At 44.1% G+C, this 16,887-nt stretch carries 13 protein-coding genes; all 13 read right to left on the bottom strand.

Annotated features, from left to right (window positions below; translation table 11 throughout):
- Window positions 1–22: 22 nt before the first annotated feature.
- Window positions 23–1,090 carry a fatty acid desaturase gene (locus GQF01_RS29735; protein WP_161410689.1) on the bottom strand — a complete coding sequence of 356 codons (1,068 nt, stop codon included), beginning with the start codon at window positions 1,088–1,090 and terminating at the stop codon, window positions 23–25.
- A 178-nt stretch (window positions 1,091–1,268) separates the two neighbouring features.
- The gene (locus GQF01_RS29730) at window positions 1,269–2,486 is read right to left on the bottom strand and encodes a response regulator transcription factor (RefSeq protein WP_328803559.1); all 1,218 of its coding nucleotides are present in this window, start codon (window positions 2,484–2,486) and stop codon (window positions 1,269–1,271) included.
- On the bottom strand, window positions 2,483–4,345 hold the full coding sequence (locus tag GQF01_RS29725) for a cache domain-containing sensor histidine kinase (protein ID WP_161410688.1): 1,863 nt from the start codon (window positions 4,343–4,345) through the stop codon (window positions 2,483–2,485). Before GQF01_RS29725 ends, GQF01_RS29730 begins: the two co-directional genes overlap by 4 nt.
- A gap of 31 nt (window positions 4,346–4,376) precedes the next feature.
- Window positions 4,377–5,393, bottom strand: a complete 1,017-nt coding sequence (locus GQF01_RS29720) for a substrate-binding domain-containing protein (RefSeq protein ID WP_161410686.1) — start codon at window positions 5,391–5,393, stop codon at window positions 4,377–4,379.
- Window positions 5,394–5,545: 152 nt separating this feature from the next.
- The gene (mmsB, locus tag GQF01_RS29715) at window positions 5,546–6,712 is read right to left on the bottom strand and encodes a multiple monosaccharide ABC transporter permease (RefSeq protein ID WP_161410684.1); all 1,167 of its coding nucleotides are present in this window, start codon (window positions 6,710–6,712) and stop codon (window positions 5,546–5,548) included.
- Window positions 6,696–8,246: a multiple monosaccharide ABC transporter ATP-binding protein gene (gene mmsA, locus GQF01_RS29710; RefSeq protein WP_161410683.1), complete on the bottom strand. Its 1,551-nt coding sequence runs from the start codon at window positions 8,244–8,246 to the stop codon at window positions 6,696–6,698. Before mmsA ends, mmsB begins: the two co-directional genes overlap by 17 nt.
- 88 nt (window positions 8,247–8,334) lie before the next feature.
- Entirely contained in the window at window positions 8,335–9,465 is a 1,131-nt protein-coding gene (gene chvE / locus GQF01_RS29705; RefSeq protein WP_161410681.1) for a multiple monosaccharide ABC transporter substrate-binding protein, read from the bottom strand.
- A gap of 238 nt (window positions 9,466–9,703) precedes the next feature.
- Window positions 9,704–10,690, bottom strand: coding sequence for an ABC transporter permease (locus GQF01_RS29700; RefSeq protein WP_161410679.1), 987 nt, complete (start codon window positions 10,688–10,690; stop codon window positions 9,704–9,706).
- 1 nt (window position 10,691) lies between these two features.
- Window positions 10,692–12,197 carry a sugar ABC transporter ATP-binding protein gene (locus GQF01_RS29695; protein ID WP_161411111.1) on the bottom strand — a complete coding sequence of 502 codons (1,506 nt, stop codon included), beginning with the start codon at window positions 12,195–12,197 and terminating at the stop codon, window positions 10,692–10,694.
- A 76-nt stretch (window positions 12,198–12,273) separates the two neighbouring features.
- The gene (locus GQF01_RS29690) at window positions 12,274–13,371 is read right to left on the bottom strand and encodes a sugar ABC transporter substrate-binding protein (RefSeq protein WP_161410677.1); all 1,098 of its coding nucleotides are present in this window, start codon (window positions 13,369–13,371) and stop codon (window positions 12,274–12,276) included.
- 164 nt (window positions 13,372–13,535) lie between these two features.
- A complete protein-coding gene (locus GQF01_RS29685) occupies window positions 13,536–14,573 on the bottom strand; it encodes a Gfo/Idh/MocA family protein (protein ID WP_161410675.1) in 1,038 nt (345 codons plus the stop codon).
- Complete coding sequence (locus GQF01_RS29680; RefSeq protein ID WP_161410674.1) at window positions 14,570–15,607, bottom strand: zinc-dependent alcohol dehydrogenase family protein; 1,038 nt, start codon at window positions 15,605–15,607, stop codon at window positions 14,570–14,572. Before GQF01_RS29680 ends, GQF01_RS29685 begins: the two co-directional genes overlap by 4 nt.
- Window positions 15,608–15,805: 198 nt before the next feature.
- The gene (locus GQF01_RS29675) at window positions 15,806–16,819 is read right to left on the bottom strand and encodes a LacI family DNA-binding transcriptional regulator (protein WP_161410671.1); all 1,014 of its coding nucleotides are present in this window, start codon (window positions 16,817–16,819) and stop codon (window positions 15,806–15,808) included.
- Between the last annotated feature and the right edge of the window lie 68 nt (window positions 16,820–16,887).

Genomic DNA, 16,887 nt, shown 5'->3' with positions numbered 1-16,887 from the left:
CACAAACACGAAACGGATGTATTTATTGCCCTTGTAAGCTCGACTTGCGAGCTTCAACTACTATTTTATTCGCCAGAGCAGCTTGCTCTTTGGTCTTAGCAAGATCAGGTTTATTTTTATACCCAACAAACGTTTTGTTATGCTCATCCCATAGACGGAAGCGCAGCGATTTCAGACTTGTTCCAATGGTAATGGTCGTTGCCTTCTGAAGCGGCGGGGTCGCATTATGCGCTTTCTCCAAATTATAATTTGGCACTTTGGGACTCAAATGATGTACATGATGAAAACCAATATTTCCTGTAATCCATTGCAAAAGCTTGGGCAGCTTATAATAAGAGCTTCCATCTACCGCGGCTTTTACATAACTCCACTCATCTTCGTTCTCAAAATAGGAATCTTCAAACTGATGCTGTACATAAAACAGCCAGATCCCAAGCAAGCCAGCTACAAACATGATTGGTCCTTGGATTAGAAGAAACGACTGCCAACCAATGGCCCAGATCAGTAAGGCATATAAAGCAAGGATGGAAACGTTCGTCAAGTACGTACTCATTCTTTCCTTACGTTTGGCACCTTTCGTGTTAAAGCGATTCGTAACTAGGAATAAAAAGATAGGACCTAATCCGAACATAATGAAGGGATTCCGATATAAGCGATACGCAATTCGAACCCACAGGGAAGATGCCGCATACTCGTCGACAGTCAGAACCCACATATCACCTACCCCGCGTTTTTCGAGGTTACTGCTTGTTGCATGATGGATGGAGTGGCTGTTCTTCCACTGCTGATACGGAAAAAGTGTAAGAATACCGGTGATGGTACCTAGTATTTCATTAGCCCTGCGGCTCTTGAAAAACGATTGATGACAACAATCATGGAAAATGATAAAAGTCCGTATAATGAAACCGGATGCAAGGATCGTAATGGGGAGTGTTAACCAATAGGATATTGATAGGCTTAGATAGGCAGCAACCCATAGCAGCATCAACGGTCCTAAAGTGTTAATTAGTTGTTTGATACTAGCCCTCGTATTTGACTTTTCGTAAGGGGCAACTTGTTTTTTTAAATTAGTTAGCGTAGATTGTGTCATGGGTTAGTTCCTCCTCGGGTATGATCCGCAGGACTAATGAACGAACATTAGCAGCAGCTCCTAACTCCATTATAGGTCCCTCCGATCATTCTAAGCAGTCATAAACATCATATAGAGGGTATGACATATGTCATACCCCCCTGATTATTCCTTTTGTATGCTTTTCCCATCATTGACCTTACGACTTCATGGTTCCTTCTTTGCGGTACTGATTTGGCGCTATGCCTACTACTTTTTTGAATGCCGTACTGAAGTAATGCTGCGAGTCATAGCCGACTTTCTCGGAAATTTCAATAATGCTCATATCGGTTGTACTCAGGTAATGAATGGCGTGTTTAATACGTGTATGCGTAAGCATATTTACAAAAGGAATTCCTAATTCTTGTTTAAATATGCGTCCCAAATAAACAGGGGATACCTTCATTTCATGAGCAATCATCTCGAGTGTTATCTCAGGGTTGCCATATCCCTGTGCAATTAAATCCTTCGCCTGACGAACAAAAGGAGACAGATGAACTTCTTTATATAAAGCCGTTTTCGCTTGCTGGTATGTATTAGAAACATGTGTAACCTCGTCTATACCCTGCAAGAATTTAGTAGCTATGGATATTTTCAGATAGGTTTGCACAGCTGCATGAATTTTCTCGATATGATCAGCTGGCACCGTTTCCCATACTAAGACAATCAGCATTCCCAAATGGTCTCGAAATTTGACCATCGTGTAGGGAGATAACAGTTCTTCCACGATATTCTCCACGGCAAACAAGTACAGTTGACGGTCTCTTTCCGAGAATAGCTCCTTGCCTCTTGAATTCCCGGACCATTGAATAACGCCAAGAACACTCGGCGCTCGACCTGGCATCTTAAGAAACGCAAGCTGCTCTCTGATCTCTCCCTCGCTAAGTATGCCATCCATCCATTCTAGGCAGAAGCGTTCTCTTAATAGCGAGAAGTTTCTTTCAATCTGCTTGGAAGCCATTTGCAAATGCTCTTCTTTCTCCATAGAGGAAGCCATCTGCTTTGTGATTTTCGTTAAAACATCCGCAAGTTGCACAGGATTCACTGGCTTGAGGATATAATCGTCCACATTCATCCGAATAGCTGCTTGTGCATAGGCAAACTCATCATGTCCGGTTATGATGATAATTTTGCAATTCGGAAGCTCTTCACGTATATGTTTAATCAATGACATACCGTTCATAATGGGCATATTGAGATCAACAAGCAGAATATGAACACGGTGCTGGCATGCCAGCTCTAAGGCTTCTTCGCCGTCTTCAGCCTCAGCTACAACCTCCAGGCCTAATTGCTGCCAATTCAATGAACTTAAAATACCTTCGCGAATGATCGATTCATCATCTGCAATCAGTACTTTCCAGGGTGGACTTACGATCACACGGACACCTCTCTTTTTAACATAGGATGCGTAATGGTTACGGTTGTTCCTTCTCCCCTTATGCTGTCAATCGATACCCCATAAGCTTCTCCGAAGCTTATCACAATTCGTTCATGTACATTCTTTAATCCATACCCCTCGCCTGAGGGAGGAGTTGCTGCAATAAATGACAATTCCTGCTCACTTACAGGCTGATCTTCCTTCTTATATTCACTCGCTACAGCAACTGATTTTGAAGCAGCCGTTTCCAAAGTTCGTCTTAAACGTTCCAGCTTTTCCCCCGACATGCCAGCTCCATTATCACGTATGGTGATAACGACTCTTTCACTCTCGTTCCTAGCATGTATGTCGATATTACCAGGTCCTCTGCGCTCTTTAATCCCATGATAGATGGCATTTTCCACAATTGGTTGAAGAATCAGCTTGAGTACATCAAGCTCATGAAGCAAAGGGTCTATAACAATGGAATAATTTAATTTTTCCTTGTACCTTGTTTTTTGAATGATGAGATAGCTTTTCACGTGTTCGAATTCTTCCATAAGTGAAATGACTTCGTTCCCCTTGCTAAGACCTATGCGAAAAAGTCTGGATAGGGAATCGACCACTTCGGTCACTTCATGCGCACCGCTTTTACGAGCTAACCATAGAATCGTATCGAGTGTATTATATAAAAAATGCGGCTTTATTTGTGCTTGCAGACTTCGCAGCTCCGCTTCCCTCTTCTGTCGCTGCTCCTTCTCAACCAAAGCGATCAGCTTCGTTATTTGCATCAGCATTGTATTGAAGCTTCGTCCCAGCATGCCAATTTCATCTGTTCGATTATCCTTAAATCGTATAGATAAATTCCCATCCTCTGCTCTTCTCATGAACGACATAAGCTGCCAAATAGGCAGAGATATCGTGTAGGACAAGTAATACGAAGCAGCGATGCCTAGCAAACAAACAACGAAAACAAACATAATCAAATATAGGCGGATTTCCCGAACCTCTCGGACCGTCTCTTGGGTTGAAAATACACCTACCGTCGTCCAATTGGTAAAGGCGGACTTCCGATAAATGAATTGCATGTTGATGCCATTGATCGTTTTAGAAAAAGTACCTGAGGGATTCTCGTCAATCCAGCTTCGCTGAAACTTACTCACAAGAGGATGATCTGGTGTGTAGATACTTTCAGCTTTATCATCGATAACCATCAAGTAACCCGATTTCCCTAAGCTTACGTCCTGTACGGTTTCTGCGATGACTCTAAGCTTCAAATCAATAAGAATAACACCCATTACGGCTTGACTTTGTGGATCCAGAATCGCTCTGACCACGGAGACAATATCCTCATCCTTATAGTCGACGTGTGTGGTGACATTTCTTCCTGAAGGATGACCTACGATGCTGAATATCCCCTTGCGATCAACAGCTTCCTTATACCAATCTTCTTCTGTTAGGCTCCGGGATGTCCTTGCATACATTTCGTTACTTATGTAATCTCCTTGCGCATTCACCACCAGAATACCCGCCACTTCCGAATAAAGGGTTGTGAATCCCTGAAGAAATCTCCGCATATCGTAGGTTTCTGTTGTCTGAATGGCCGGCTCATTGCTTAGAAACCGCATCACTTGCGGGTTAAAGGATGTGAAGTAGGTAATATTCTGCAAATTTCCCGCGTACGATTCAAGCGATGTATTTACATTACCGATTAATTGAGATGTATGTTCATTCACCTGTTTCTCAATAATCCGATCTGTCGCTAATGCGATCAGAATGCCCAGACAAATGGCAGGCAGAATGCTGATTAATAAGAAGTGCATGATTAGTTTATAACGAATCGGCCAGTTATTGAGTGTAAACCATTTGGACATCTTCATGCGCTTCACCTCATCATTCGCCTCTTAGCTGTCATTTGGCATAATAGATATCAACATTTTCCTTCGTCACGATCGTAATTCCTGTATCCACATAAGTAGGCACAAGCGGCTCCTTGGCATTCTGCAGCGGTAATTGAGATTTCTGGGCTTCCTTTTGAAGATGCAGCAGCTGCATAAGCGACCAATACCCCATATTCCATGTACCTTGCGCCAGCGTTGCTGAAATAGTCTCGTTCTTCACCATATCAAGCGTTCCTTTATCGGTATCAAATCCAATAATTTTCACTTGTGAAAGCCGATTCAAGTTTTTTACTGCATTACCTACACCCACACCCCCATTAGCCTCAGTGGCAAATATACCTTTTAAATCCGGATGATCCTTGAGAAGGCTAGCTGCAATCCGTTCGGACGCCAACTGGTCCCCTCTACCATCTTCGATTGCTATAATCTGCAAGTTGGGGTAGCTGGTTCGGATCGTATCCTGAAATCCCGCCATCCGATCCTGATGATTGAGTTGATTAGGCAGCGTAATAATCGCAAGCTTCCCATTTAATCCGGTCAACTCAGCCATTTTGTGAGCTGCGCTTACGCCAGCATTATAATTATTCGTTCCCAGGAAAGAGTACGCTTTACTCTTCGGTGCACCAGAATCGAATAATACGACAGGAATACCCGCTTCGACAGCTTTATTAATGGTCACAACAAGTGCGTCCGGATTGATCGCCGAGACCGCAATTCCTGCCGGCTTCTTGGCAATGACTTGTTCCAAAACCGTTATCTCTTCGTAGACATCGTATTGTGTAGCGCCTCGATACTCAACGGAAACATTCAATGCCTTCGCGGCATCCTCGAATCCTTTGAGACAGCTTTTCCAATAATCAATGCCGGATTGGAAGTTAACCATGACATATTTATCTTCTATTTTCCCTTGTAATCCGCGATTCATCTGCTTAAGCGATTGATCCGTAGATTCGTTGTAGTGATAAAAGTAAAGGAAAAGCAAAAAAGTTGCGATTAGTATCGCATATACCATCATCAGCTTTTTCATACTAGCTCCTCCTATAACCTAGGCATTCCGAAAACACTTTCATTTTATAATAACTGGTGTTCATTTGGCTAATAGATAATTCAATAGCATCACGCCAATAAGACCCTCCTTTTCAGGAAAGTCTTGTTTGTTTCCCTCTTACCTAGATAGATTCAACTAGCTGTTTTCGATTTATTGTAAATATCAAAACCAACCGCAAATAACAGGACTAATCCCTTGATTCCCTGCTGCCAATCGATGCCCAGACCAACCAAGGACATCCCATTATTCATAACACCCATTACAAGTCCGCCAATGATAGCCCCAATAACCGTACCAATCCCACCGGTCGCGGAAGCACCGCCAATGAAGCACGCAGCAATAGCATCCAACTCAAAGTTTACACCAGCTTTAGGCGTAGCCGCATTTAACCTTGCCGCAAAGACGAGACCGGATAATGCGGCCATTACCCCCATGTTGACGAATACCCAGAAGGTAACCCGATTCGTTTTGATTCCTGACAATTTAGCTGCTTTTTCACTTCCACCAAGCGCATAAATGTGACGTCCCATAACCGTTTTATTCATAATGAAGGAATAGATAACAACGAGCACAAACAACAGAATTAGAATGTTAGGAATGCCTTCATAGGTTGCCAATACATACGTAAATACATTAATAATCAGGACCATGACGGAAATTTTAGCAATCAACAAACCCTTTGGCATCACATCGAAATTGTATTTGACTTGATTCTTTCGTTTCCTAAGTTCACTCCATATCAAAATAAGGGATAATACAAGACCTATAATCAGTGTAGTGATATGCACTGTGCTTGCATGTAATACATCTGGTATAAAGCCAGAACTAATTTTCTGAAAAGCCTTCGGGAACGGTGCGATCGACATCCCGTTCAGAACGATCATCGTCAATCCCCGGAAGAGGAGCATCCCGGCCAGCGTAACGATGAAAGAGGGGATTCGCACATAAGCGACCCAAAATCCCTGCCACGCCCCTACCAAGGCTCCAATAAGCAAAGAAACGATGATCGCTATGGCAAAAGGCATTTTCATATCAACCATCAGAACGGCAGAAACTGCACCTACGAATGCGGCTACAGATCCTACAGATAAATCAATATTTCCAGTGATAATTACTAATAACATACCTATAGCAAGCACCAAAATGTAACTATTTTGCAAAATCAAATTCGTTACATTCAGAGATTTTAACAGAACCCCATCTGTCAAAATCTGAAACAATAACGTTATTAAGACTAGTGCAATGATCATACCGTATTGACGGATGTTGCTTTTGAACATTTTAGTCAGTGTTTCCATGCATGTGTCCCCCTGCCCTCGTAATGCACTTCATGATTGCTTCCTGTGAAGCTTCCTCTTTACTTAATTCTCCAACCATTTTCCCCTCATTCATCACATAAACACGGTAACACATCCCCAGAATTTCAGGCAGTTCCGAGGAAATAAGCAGGATTCCTTTGCCCTCCATGGCTAATTGATGAATAATCGTATAGATCTCATATTTGGCCCCGACATCGATTCCCCGTGTTGGTTCATCCAGAATGAGGATATCCGGATCTGAAAAGATCCATTTGCTCAAAACGACCTTCTGTTGATTACCACCGCTCAAGTTCCCTGTTTTCTGTAAAATGCTTGATGTTTTAATATTCATCTTTTGACGAAAGCTCTCGGCATGAACAATTTCTTCATTCTCATTGACGACTTTATTTTTCGAAATCTTATCCAGCCTTGCCAACGTTATATTTCTTTTAATATCATCAATCAAAATGAGTCCATAGTTCTTGCGATCTTCCGTCACATAAGCAACACCATGCTGAATGGCCTTATCAATGGTTGGCAAATGAACTTCCTTACCGTCCTTATACAATCGACCACTGATTTTCTTCCCATAGGATTTGCCAAAAATACTCATCACCAGTTCCGTTCTACCTGCTCCCATTAATCCAGCAATGCCGACAATTTCACCTTTACGAATGTTCAAATTTACTTGATCGATGACTTTACGATTGTCTTGCAGAGGATGAAACACATTCCAATCCTTGACTTCAAAAAGCATCTCACCAATTTGCGGCTCTCTGATTGGATAACGATTCGTTAAATCCCGCCCTACCATGCCTTTAATAATGCGATCTTCCGTGATTTGGTCTTTTCTCATATCCAGCGTTTCTATCGTTTGACCGTCCCTAAGAATGGTTATTGAATCGGCCACCTTAGAAATTTCATTTAATTTGTGAGAGATCAAAATAGAAGAGATTCCTTGCTTTTTGAATGCTAATAATAAATTCAGCAAATTATTGCTATCTTCTTCGTTCAAGGCCGCCGTTGGCTCATCCAGTATGAGCAGCTTCACCTTTTTAGACAGGGCTTTGGCGATTTCCACCAATTGCTGCTTGCCGACACCAATATCAATCGTCAACGTCGTGGGTTGCTCCTGTAAGCCAACTTTCTGCAGAAGTTCCCTTGTCTTCACAATGGTATCGTTCCAATTAATGATTCCTCGCGAAGACTGCTCATTGCCCAGAAATATATTCTCTGATATAGATAGGTACGGAATAAGCGCCAATTCTTGATGAATAATAACAATGCCCAAATTCTCACTTTGTTTGATATCTTTGAACTCACAGACTTGACCCTTGAACAGAATGTCGCCATCATAGGTTCCGTGTGGATATACGCCGCTTAATACTTTCATCAGTGTTGATTTGCCTGCACCATTCTCACCAAGCAGAGCGTGAATCTCACCTTCTTGTACGCGCAAATTCACATTACTGAGCGCTTTCACACCCGGAAATGTTTTTGTAATATTTCTCATTTCCAATATGGCATCCGACATGCGATCACCAAGCCTTCCATGTAATAAGTGATCTAACGATAGTCATACTCGGCTATCACTAGATCACTTAGGCATTCCTAGGTTGAATTTATTTACCTAATTTATCTTTTGTGTAATAACCACTGGTTACCAATATGGATTCATAGTTGGATACATCGACAGATACAGGCTCAAGCAGGTAGGCAGGAACAACTTTAACGCCATTGTTATACGTTTTCGTATCGTTCACTTCGGCTTTGTTTCCTTTTAGAACACTATCTGCAATCGCAACTGCTTTCTTAGCCAACTCACGAGTGTCTTTAAATACGGTTTGCGTTTGTTCCCCGGAAATGATTGATTTCACCGACGCCAGCTCAGCATCCTGACCTGTAATAACCGGCAGCGTCTTACCAGCGGAACCATAACCTACACCTTTTAAGGAAGAAAGAATTCCGATACTGATTCCATCATAGGGGGACAAAATAGCATCCACTTTTTCAGAAGCATAGTTTTTACTCAACAGATTATCCATTCTGGATTGGGCAACCGAACCATCCCATCTCAATGTAGCTACTTGCTCGAACCCTGTTTGCTTGCTCTTCACCACTAATTTACCGGAGTCCAGGTAAGGCTTAAGTACGGAAATAGCGCCGTCAAAAAAGAAATGTGCATTGTTATCATCCGGTGATCCAGCGAAAAGCTCAATATTGAATGGGCCTTTCCCCTCTTTCAAGCCTAGCTTTTTCTCGATATAGGAAGCTTGCAGTACGCCTACCTTGAAATTATCGAAAGTCGCATAATAGCTGACAAACTCGCTCTTTTTGATTAAACGATCGTAGGCGATAACCTCAACTTTGGCATCATGTGCTTTCTTAAGAACGTCGGTCAAAGATTCTCCGTCAATCGGTGCGATAACGAGGAGATTAACACCTTTGGTAATCATATTTTCTATCTGGGCTACCTGGTTCTCAATAACGTCTTCCGCATATTGCAGGTCAGTTTTGTACCCTAACTTTTCGAATTCCTTCACCATATTAGCTCCGTCGCTCACCCATCTTTCGGATGATTTCGTCGGCATCGAGATCCCCACTTTACCTCCAGCTTTCACATCCGTTTTGGCTGCCGTTGTCGGCACCGCTGTGCTTGCCGCATCTTTCGGCTCCGTCGTTGCCGTTTTCGTACCGCAAGCGCTCACCAACATCAAACATAATAAAATACATACAGATACCATTTTTTTCATTAGAACTACCCCTCTCTTAAACCTAGGTTCTTGTTTCATAGTCCTAAGTATAGGGCTGGAGGAATTTACCGTCTTTTCAAAAAGACAACTCCTTTTTATAAATATTAAACTTATTTAAACGCTTTCAGAGATGTGCAAGGGAAAACTAAAAGCCCATAAAAAAACAAAAAGAACTCAGAGCAAATGCTCCAAGTTCCATGTAGACATATGTTATTTCATGTAATAGAAAGCATAACTCTTATGCTTTCTTGCGATTCAAGTGAACAAACGTAATCGCTAGAGCAAGAACCAACACGCCGCCTTTGACAATGTCGAAGCCAAAATAAGGGACATTCAGCATCGTCAAACCATTCAGCAAAATACCGATCAAAACAGCTCCGAAAAACGTCCCGATCACATTCGGCTTACCAGCGCCAAGCACGGAATAACCCACAAATACGGAAGCAACAGCTTCCATCAGCAAAGGTGCACCCGCGTCAATTTGACCAGAACCTACACGAGAAGCATAGAGGATACCACCGAAAGCGGCAAAAATACCCGATAGGACGTAGGCGGCCAGACGAATTTTATTCACGGAAATGCCTGATAACCGGGCAGCTTCACGATTTCCGCCCGTCATGTACAATTGCCGGCCCCAACGCGTATACGTCAGGAAAATATGTACGGCGATGACAGCCACCAACATGAGAATAACCGGCACAGGCACACCAAGCAGCTTACCTTGACCAATCCATAGAAACTCTGGCGTGAATTTACCTTTGGCTACGGTCCCATCTTGGAAACGCATATTGTTATAGATGGAGAAGCCTTTCGTATAGGTCTTTTGGACGCCGCCAATGATGTACATCACAGCCAAAGTCGCCAGCAGATCCGGAATCCGAACCTTCACAATCAAGAACGCATTCAAAAGTCCGATAACCGCCCCAATGATAAGCGGAACGATAATGACAATAATCAAAGGCTGTTGATACCAGACCATCAACGCCGCCGCACCTACCGTCGACAACGAAACCGTCGAGCCTACGGACAAATCAAAGCCGTCTACAATTTGCGATAACGTCACCCCAATAGCAACGAACATGACAATGGAAATGGAACGCAAAATATCGGCAATATTATCATAGGTCATGAAATTTTCATTAATAAACGAAAAGACGATGATAACCAAAGCAATAATGAATAACGCGCCGTATTTAAAGGAAAAATCCAAGCTTTTTTCTTTCATGTTATTCGGCCTCCCCCGCACTCGCATACGTTAAAATGAGATCCTGCGTCGCTTCCTCACGGGAGAGCTCCTTCACGACAGAACCATAGCTCATCACAATAATGCGATCAGCAATTCCTATAATTTCATTTAGCTCGCAAGATAAATAAATAATGCCTTTGCCTTCTGCCGCCAACTGCCCAATGAGGCGGAAAATATCACTTTTCGCGCCAACGTCAACACCTTTGGTCGGCTCGTCAAACATGTAGACGTCAGCATTCGTCGGCAGCCATTTGCCTACGGCAACCTTCTGCTGGTTGCCTCCGCTCAAATGCTTGACGATGCGATTCGGATCGCTCGGCTGCACGCCGAGCTGCGTCACCATCTTTGCAGCGTGTTCGCTCTCCTCACGCTGCCGCACGAAGCCCAGCGAGCTCAGCTTGCGCAGGATCGGAAGCGACAGATTGCGCTTCACGGTCTCTTCTACGAGGACGCCCTGCTTGCGGCGCTCCTCTGGCACAAGCGCGATGCCGGCACGCACGGCATCCTCCGGCTGGCGCAGCGCGAGCTTGCGGCCGCTAAGCCACACCTCGCCGCCGTCGGCGGTGTCGGCGCCGAAGATCAGCCGGCTCAGCTCCGTCTTGCCGGCGCCGACAAGCCCCACGACGCCGAGGATTTCGCCTCGACGGAGGGCAAAACTGACGCCGCGCACCTTCGTGCCGCGACGCAGTCCCTTCACCTCGAGGAGCGTTTCGCCAATGGGCACATTGGCCTTGGGAAACTCCTCGGTGAAGGTCTTGCCCAGCATCGCCTCGATCACGCCGGCGATGTCCATGGCAGCGGCCGCCTGCGTGAGCACTTGGCGGCCGTCGCGCATGATCGTGATCCGGCTCGACACCCGGAACACTTCCTGCAATCGGTGGGAGATGAAGATAATCCCCACCCCCTCCTGTTTCAGGCTGTCCATAATCTGGAACAGCCGCTCTGACTCCTCCAGACTGAGAGGGGCCGTCGGCTCATCGAAGATCATGATCTTCGCCTTGTGCGCCATCGCTCTGGCAATCAAAACAAGCTGCTTCTGCGAAATACTCAGCTCATCCACTTTGCGCCGTACTGAGAACGTCGCACCGATCTTGGCAAGAATCGCTTCAGCTTCGCTATGCAGCTTGCGCCAACTAACCCAAGCACCGCCATGAACCATGCGATCCATCATCACGTTCTCCGTGACAGTAAGCTCAGGAACCAGCGCTGTATCAACTTCCTGATAGACGCAATAGATGCCCTGAGCCATCGCGTCCTTGGGCGTTTGAATCGATTGCGTTTGACCGCCTATTGCAATTTGACCGATGTCATGCGTATAAGCACCGGACAAAACTTTCATCAATGTGCTCTTCCCAGCCCCATTCGCACCTAGCAAGGCATGAATTTCACCTGCATGGAGGTCAAAATCAACCTCCTGCAGCGCCTTCACGCCGGCAAACGATTTGGAGATGCCACTCATTTGTAATAAAGCTGCGCTATCCTTCATCGACATCCGCCTTCACCTCTCTTGGCAATCTGAAAGTCCCATCGCAGATTTGGCGATGGGACCCCCGTTGTTCCGATTATTTTTTTTCTGCTGCTTTCAACCAATCCGTATAGCCTTGTTGGCTTCCGCCCCAGCCTTTTACATATTCGCTAAGCTGCGTTGTATTCACTTGTTTATCTTTCGGCAATTGTTCTCTGGACACGTACACAGGATCCAAGACTACCTTCTCAGGCGTTTGATCGCCATGCAGTTTTTGGTACAAGTAACGGACTTGAACGCGTCCGATATCTTTTGGATCTACGGCTGCCGACGCTACCCAAGGGCTTTTTGGATCTTGCAGAAGCTGCAAATCTTCATCGCTAAGGTCGATACCGTATACTTTAATTTCCGTGCGTCCTGCTTGTTGAATGGCACGGGTAGCACCTTTGGCAAACTCATCCCAAGCTGCCCATACCGCTGTAATATCGCCTTTGTTCGGGTATTTTTTAAGAATAGCTTCCATTTGTGTTTGGGTATCCAAAGCAGGATCTTTGGCCGTTCCGAATGCCGCTACTTCTTTAATATCCGGATATTTCTTCTGGAAAGCTTGGTAAGCTTCTTGTCTGCGCTCCATCGGTGCGAAACCGGCTACCCATACTTTCACGATATTTCCTTTTCCGCCTGCATCTTTAGCCAATTGCTCCAATGTTGCTTCAGCCATTTTTTGGTCGCCTTGCTCCAAAGAAGTTACACCTGGCACAGTAAGGATAGAGTCGAAGCTAACAACTGGAATTTTCTTTTCGACGGCTTTTTTCACGCCAGCCTCAAGTGCTTCAGCCGTTCCATGGTCGATTAGAATACCATCAAATTTTTGGTTAATGGCTGCATCCAGATTCGAAGCCATTTTGGCAAGATCCGTATCGGCAACGAATACCGTAACTTTCCCACCAAGTTTCTCCACTTGCTCTTTCACACCTTCAACATACTGAGAAGAGAATGTGCCTGTATTGAATTGCATAATAAGTGCAATTTTCTTTCCGCTTAAATCTGCAGCACCTTTCGCCGCTTCCGTTGCTTTCGCACTTGCCGCAGGACTCGCTGTCGCACTGCTGCTCTCTTTTTGACCGCAGGCTGCTAGCAAACTACCAAATACAGCTAGAATAACAAATAAACTGATCAATCTTGTTTTTTTCATGATTACCCTCCCGATCCTTGCTTTTCTCTAATTTCCTATTTCACTTGTCGGATATAATATACCAAGTTATCCAGTAGGAATTAGCTTATATTAGCATCGGAAGGATATCTCGTCAATAGTTTTATTGAACAAGGATTAATACTCAGAGATTACAGGTCATTCTTCTATTCAGAAATTTTAATACGGCTCCCGCTTTGATAGGAACGTATTGCTGCATCAGCAACTAATAGCGCTCGATAGCCCGCTCTTGCACCAACCGGCGGTTGTTCGCCTTCCCGCAATGCTTGCAATAACTTTTCTATGTGATTATCGAATGTACGATGGAAGTCCCGATCCTCATCGTTAAAGTAACCCGCTTCCCAGCTTTCACCCAGTTCGTTGCCTAAACCATGGAAAGTATAACGCTTAACAGTATCATGGATAACGATACGGCCTTGCGTTCCATCCAGTTCAACACGATGCGTATCTGGATAGGCATAGGAAGAATCATAGGTGCCAAGCAAGCTTCCGACAGCCCCACTCGTAAATTTCAAAGCCAGTGACAAGGTGCGGAAACCGCCTCCGGTCTGATCTGTCATTTCCGCCATCACGGATGCAATCGGACCGCATAGGTACTCAAGCATATCAATCCCATGACACTGCGTTTCAATGAGATTGGCATGGGGATGATGACTTGCCCCTTCTCCACCGAATCGCCAAGTCGCAAAATTCAAATTGCCCAATCTCCCGTTCTTGATCGCATCAAAGGATAATTGAACAGGTTTTGCGAAGCGATGATTAAAATTAATAGCAAAAAATACGTTCCGTTTCTCGGCTTCATTCAGAAGCAGGTCTGCTTCTTTTAAATCAAATACAAGCGGCTTTTCAATCAACAATGGAAAACCTGCTTGAATGACTTCCAGTGTAGTTTTAAAATGCTCTTGATTGGGAAGACACAGGCTGACTAGATCAGGTGTTTCCTTTTCAAGCATCTCAGAAATACTCGTATAAGAGCGGGTACCGTATTCGAATGCTTTTCGCTGCGTTTTTTCCGGATCACGTCCAACGATCGCACAAAAATCAACATCAGGACGCGTTGAAAAGATACGTGCATGCTGAAGTCCCCAACTGCTCGGCGTATTGAATCCCGATGATAGGCCCTTGCCGTTCGTGGATCCGCCAGCTCCAACTAATGCCACTTTCAATTTACCTTGAGTTGTCAATGTTCAATAACCACCTTCCCAGTATTTCCTTGGAAAAACAACTCGTAAGCTTCTTGTATTTTGTCTAACCCAAATCGATGAGTGATAATTTGGCTAAGGTATGGCAAATGTTTCTTTAACAGTTCATGATTTTCCTCGAGCTCATGGTATTGAAAATATTCACTGCCTAGTACACTCCGTTCTGTCGCTATCAGGTCGGCTGATACTTTCAGATTTAATTGTTCCCCGTGCCCGACGCAGATGAGCACGCCTCTCTGGTTTAAACTGTCTAGAGCAGATTGACGAGCAGCCGTTTTGCCACTGGTATCAATGGCAGCGTCAACGCCCTTCAATCCTGCTGCTTGAACCGATTCAGCCAAAGATTGATTCCCAAGATGAATCGGAATCCCCCCCATTTGCTTCGCTAGATCCAAACGATACGGAACAAAATCCATAATAAATACGGGAATCTCTGTGCACAGCAATATTTTGGCCATGGCAAGCACCCCTAAACCTATTGGGCCAGCACCTGCGATCAACATAGAACGGATATCTTTGTGAACTAGCTTCGCTCGCTTAATCGCATGCCCGCCTGTGCCCATAATGTCCAGTATCATGGTTGCTTCCGTCAGCGGAATAGAAGGATCAACGGGATAGAATACGCTTTCATTTATAACCATATACGGGCCGTAGCCTCCATCATGTGTAAAACCGTAGTCAGCACGTTTGTTAAAACACTGATTGGTAAACCCACTTTTACAACTACGGCATTCCCCGCAGAAATCCATTAGAAAGGCTACGCCAGGTGTACCAATAGGTGTTACTGCGCCTTCCCCAGCAGCTACCACGATACCAGAGGCTTCATGACCAGGTGTCGTAGTTGAACCATCAAAAAACTGGCTTCTATCGGAACCGCAAAGAGCGTTAGCTTTCACTTCCAGGAGAAGTTGCCCAGGTCCAGGAGTCGGTGTTGCTTTTGTCCCGTATTCGATTCTCCCTGCCCCGATAAATAAAGGAATATTCATGGTTTGTGGGATATTTTTCAAAGTAGACATGTCACTTCTCCTCCAACTAATTTATTTATTGCGGGTAACATTATGGATAACATTAACGTTAATATTACGTTATCACTGACTGTTTATTTCTGTCAACACTTTATTGTATTTATTTCCCACCAGTGGTCTTCGCTTTTCTTCCTGCAAAAAAACCTGGCACTCATTTATCATGATCTGCCAGGTTGGGAGTACTTCTATTTAGGTACTTTCTCTTACAATGAGCTGTGTTTGAATCACTTCATTAAACGTCGTATGTGTGATTGGATCATTTATTTTTTTGAGTAAAACGTCCACAGCCCGTTTGGACATTTTGCTTTTGGAATTAGCAATCGTAGTCAGAGCAAATGGAAAGAAAAACCTAGATTGTATATTATCAAAGCCTACTACGGCGATAGTGCCAGGAACTTTGTACCCACTTCTGTTCAGTGCATAGATGACTTCCCATGCCATCATATCGTTAAAAGCGACTACAGCTGTAAATTGGATGCCTTCTTCGATAACTTTCTTTATAACCTGCCTGCTGTCACCTGAGACAACACCGACCTCTTGAATCAGTTCATTGTCCACCTCGATGTGATACTCATTCATCGCTTTGAGATAACCTGCAAGTCTTTCTCTGGCACTTGATATATAGTCAGGTGCTTTTAGAATCAGGATCCGCTTGTGATCCTTGTCCAACAGATGTTTCGTGGCTAAATAACCACCATGGGTGTCATCACAAATCACATAATCGAAATCTGTACGATCGAACCTTCGTCCAAGCAGAACAAAAGGAATCCCAGTTCTTTTTAGATATTCGATATTATCGACACTCTTCTGCACCGGACAAATAATAATGCCATCTACTTGCTTTCCTAGCGCCGAATTAATGGCTTGCTCCTCTAACTCACTGTTTTCTTCCGTATTAATGACTAAACATACATACCCATGTTTTCTGCTGGACTTTTCAATTTCTTTCACCATAATAGCAAAATGCGGATTAGAGATATCCCCTACAATGATGGCAATTGTTTTTGTTGATCCTGACCTCAAGGAACTGGCTAATGAGTTGTTGATGTAACCCATTTCTTTCGCTGTCTTTTGAATGAGTTCTCTGGCTTGGGTTGAAATATCATCTTTATTCTTAAGAGCTCTAGAAACTGTATTTATCGTATAACCAGTTTTTAAGCTGATATCCTTAAGCGTTACTCTTACTACTCGAGAATCAACCATCTATTAAGCTCCCATCCATCACCGACAGTACATTAACGTTCACATCAACAAGATATCACTTCACCAAT

The organism is Paenibacillus silvestris, from assembly GCF_009882985.1.
GTDB lineage: Bacteria > Bacillota > Bacilli > Paenibacillales > NBRC-103111 > Paenibacillus_E > Paenibacillus_E silvestris.
This window is presented reverse-complemented; position numbering and strand designations above follow the sequence as displayed.

Bases quoted from the DNA above. Each gene is read 5' to 3' on its own strand.
- GQF01_RS29735 (WP_161410689.1), bottom strand. From the start codon at position 1,090: ATGACACAATCTACGCTAACTAATTTAAAAAAACAAGTTGCCCCTTAC.
- GQF01_RS29725 (WP_161410688.1), bottom strand. From the start codon at position 4,345: ATGAAGATGTCCAAATGGTTTACACTCAATAACTGGCCGATTCGTTAT.
- GQF01_RS29720 (WP_161410686.1), bottom strand. From the start codon at position 5,393: ATGAAAAAGCTGATGATGGTATATGCGATACTAATCGCAACTTTTTTG.
- mmsB (WP_161410684.1), bottom strand. From the start codon at position 6,712: ATGGAAACACTGACTAAAATGTTCAAAAGCAACATCCGTCAATACGGT.
- mmsA (WP_161410683.1), bottom strand. From the start codon at position 8,246: ATGTCGGATGCCATATTGGAAATGAGAAATATTACAAAAACATTTCCG.
- chvE (WP_161410681.1), bottom strand. From the start codon at position 9,465: ATGAAAAAAATGGTATCTGTATGTATTTTATTATGTTTGATGTTGGTG.
- GQF01_RS29700 (WP_161410679.1), bottom strand. From the start codon at position 10,690: ATGAAAGAAAAAAGCTTGGATTTTTCCTTTAAATACGGCGCGTTATTC.
- GQF01_RS29695 (WP_161411111.1), bottom strand. From the start codon at position 12,197: ATGAAGGATAGCGCAGCTTTATTACAAATGAGTGGCATCTCCAAATCG.
- GQF01_RS29690 (WP_161410677.1), bottom strand. From the start codon at position 13,371: ATGAAAAAAACAAGATTGATCAGTTTATTTGTTATTCTAGCTGTATTT.
- GQF01_RS29680 (WP_161410674.1), bottom strand. From the start codon at position 15,607: ATGTCTACTTTGAAAAATATCCCACAAACCATGAATATTCCTTTATTT.
- GQF01_RS29675 (WP_161410671.1), bottom strand. From the start codon at position 16,819: ATGGTTGATTCTCGAGTAGTAAGAGTAACGCTTAAGGATATCAGCTTA.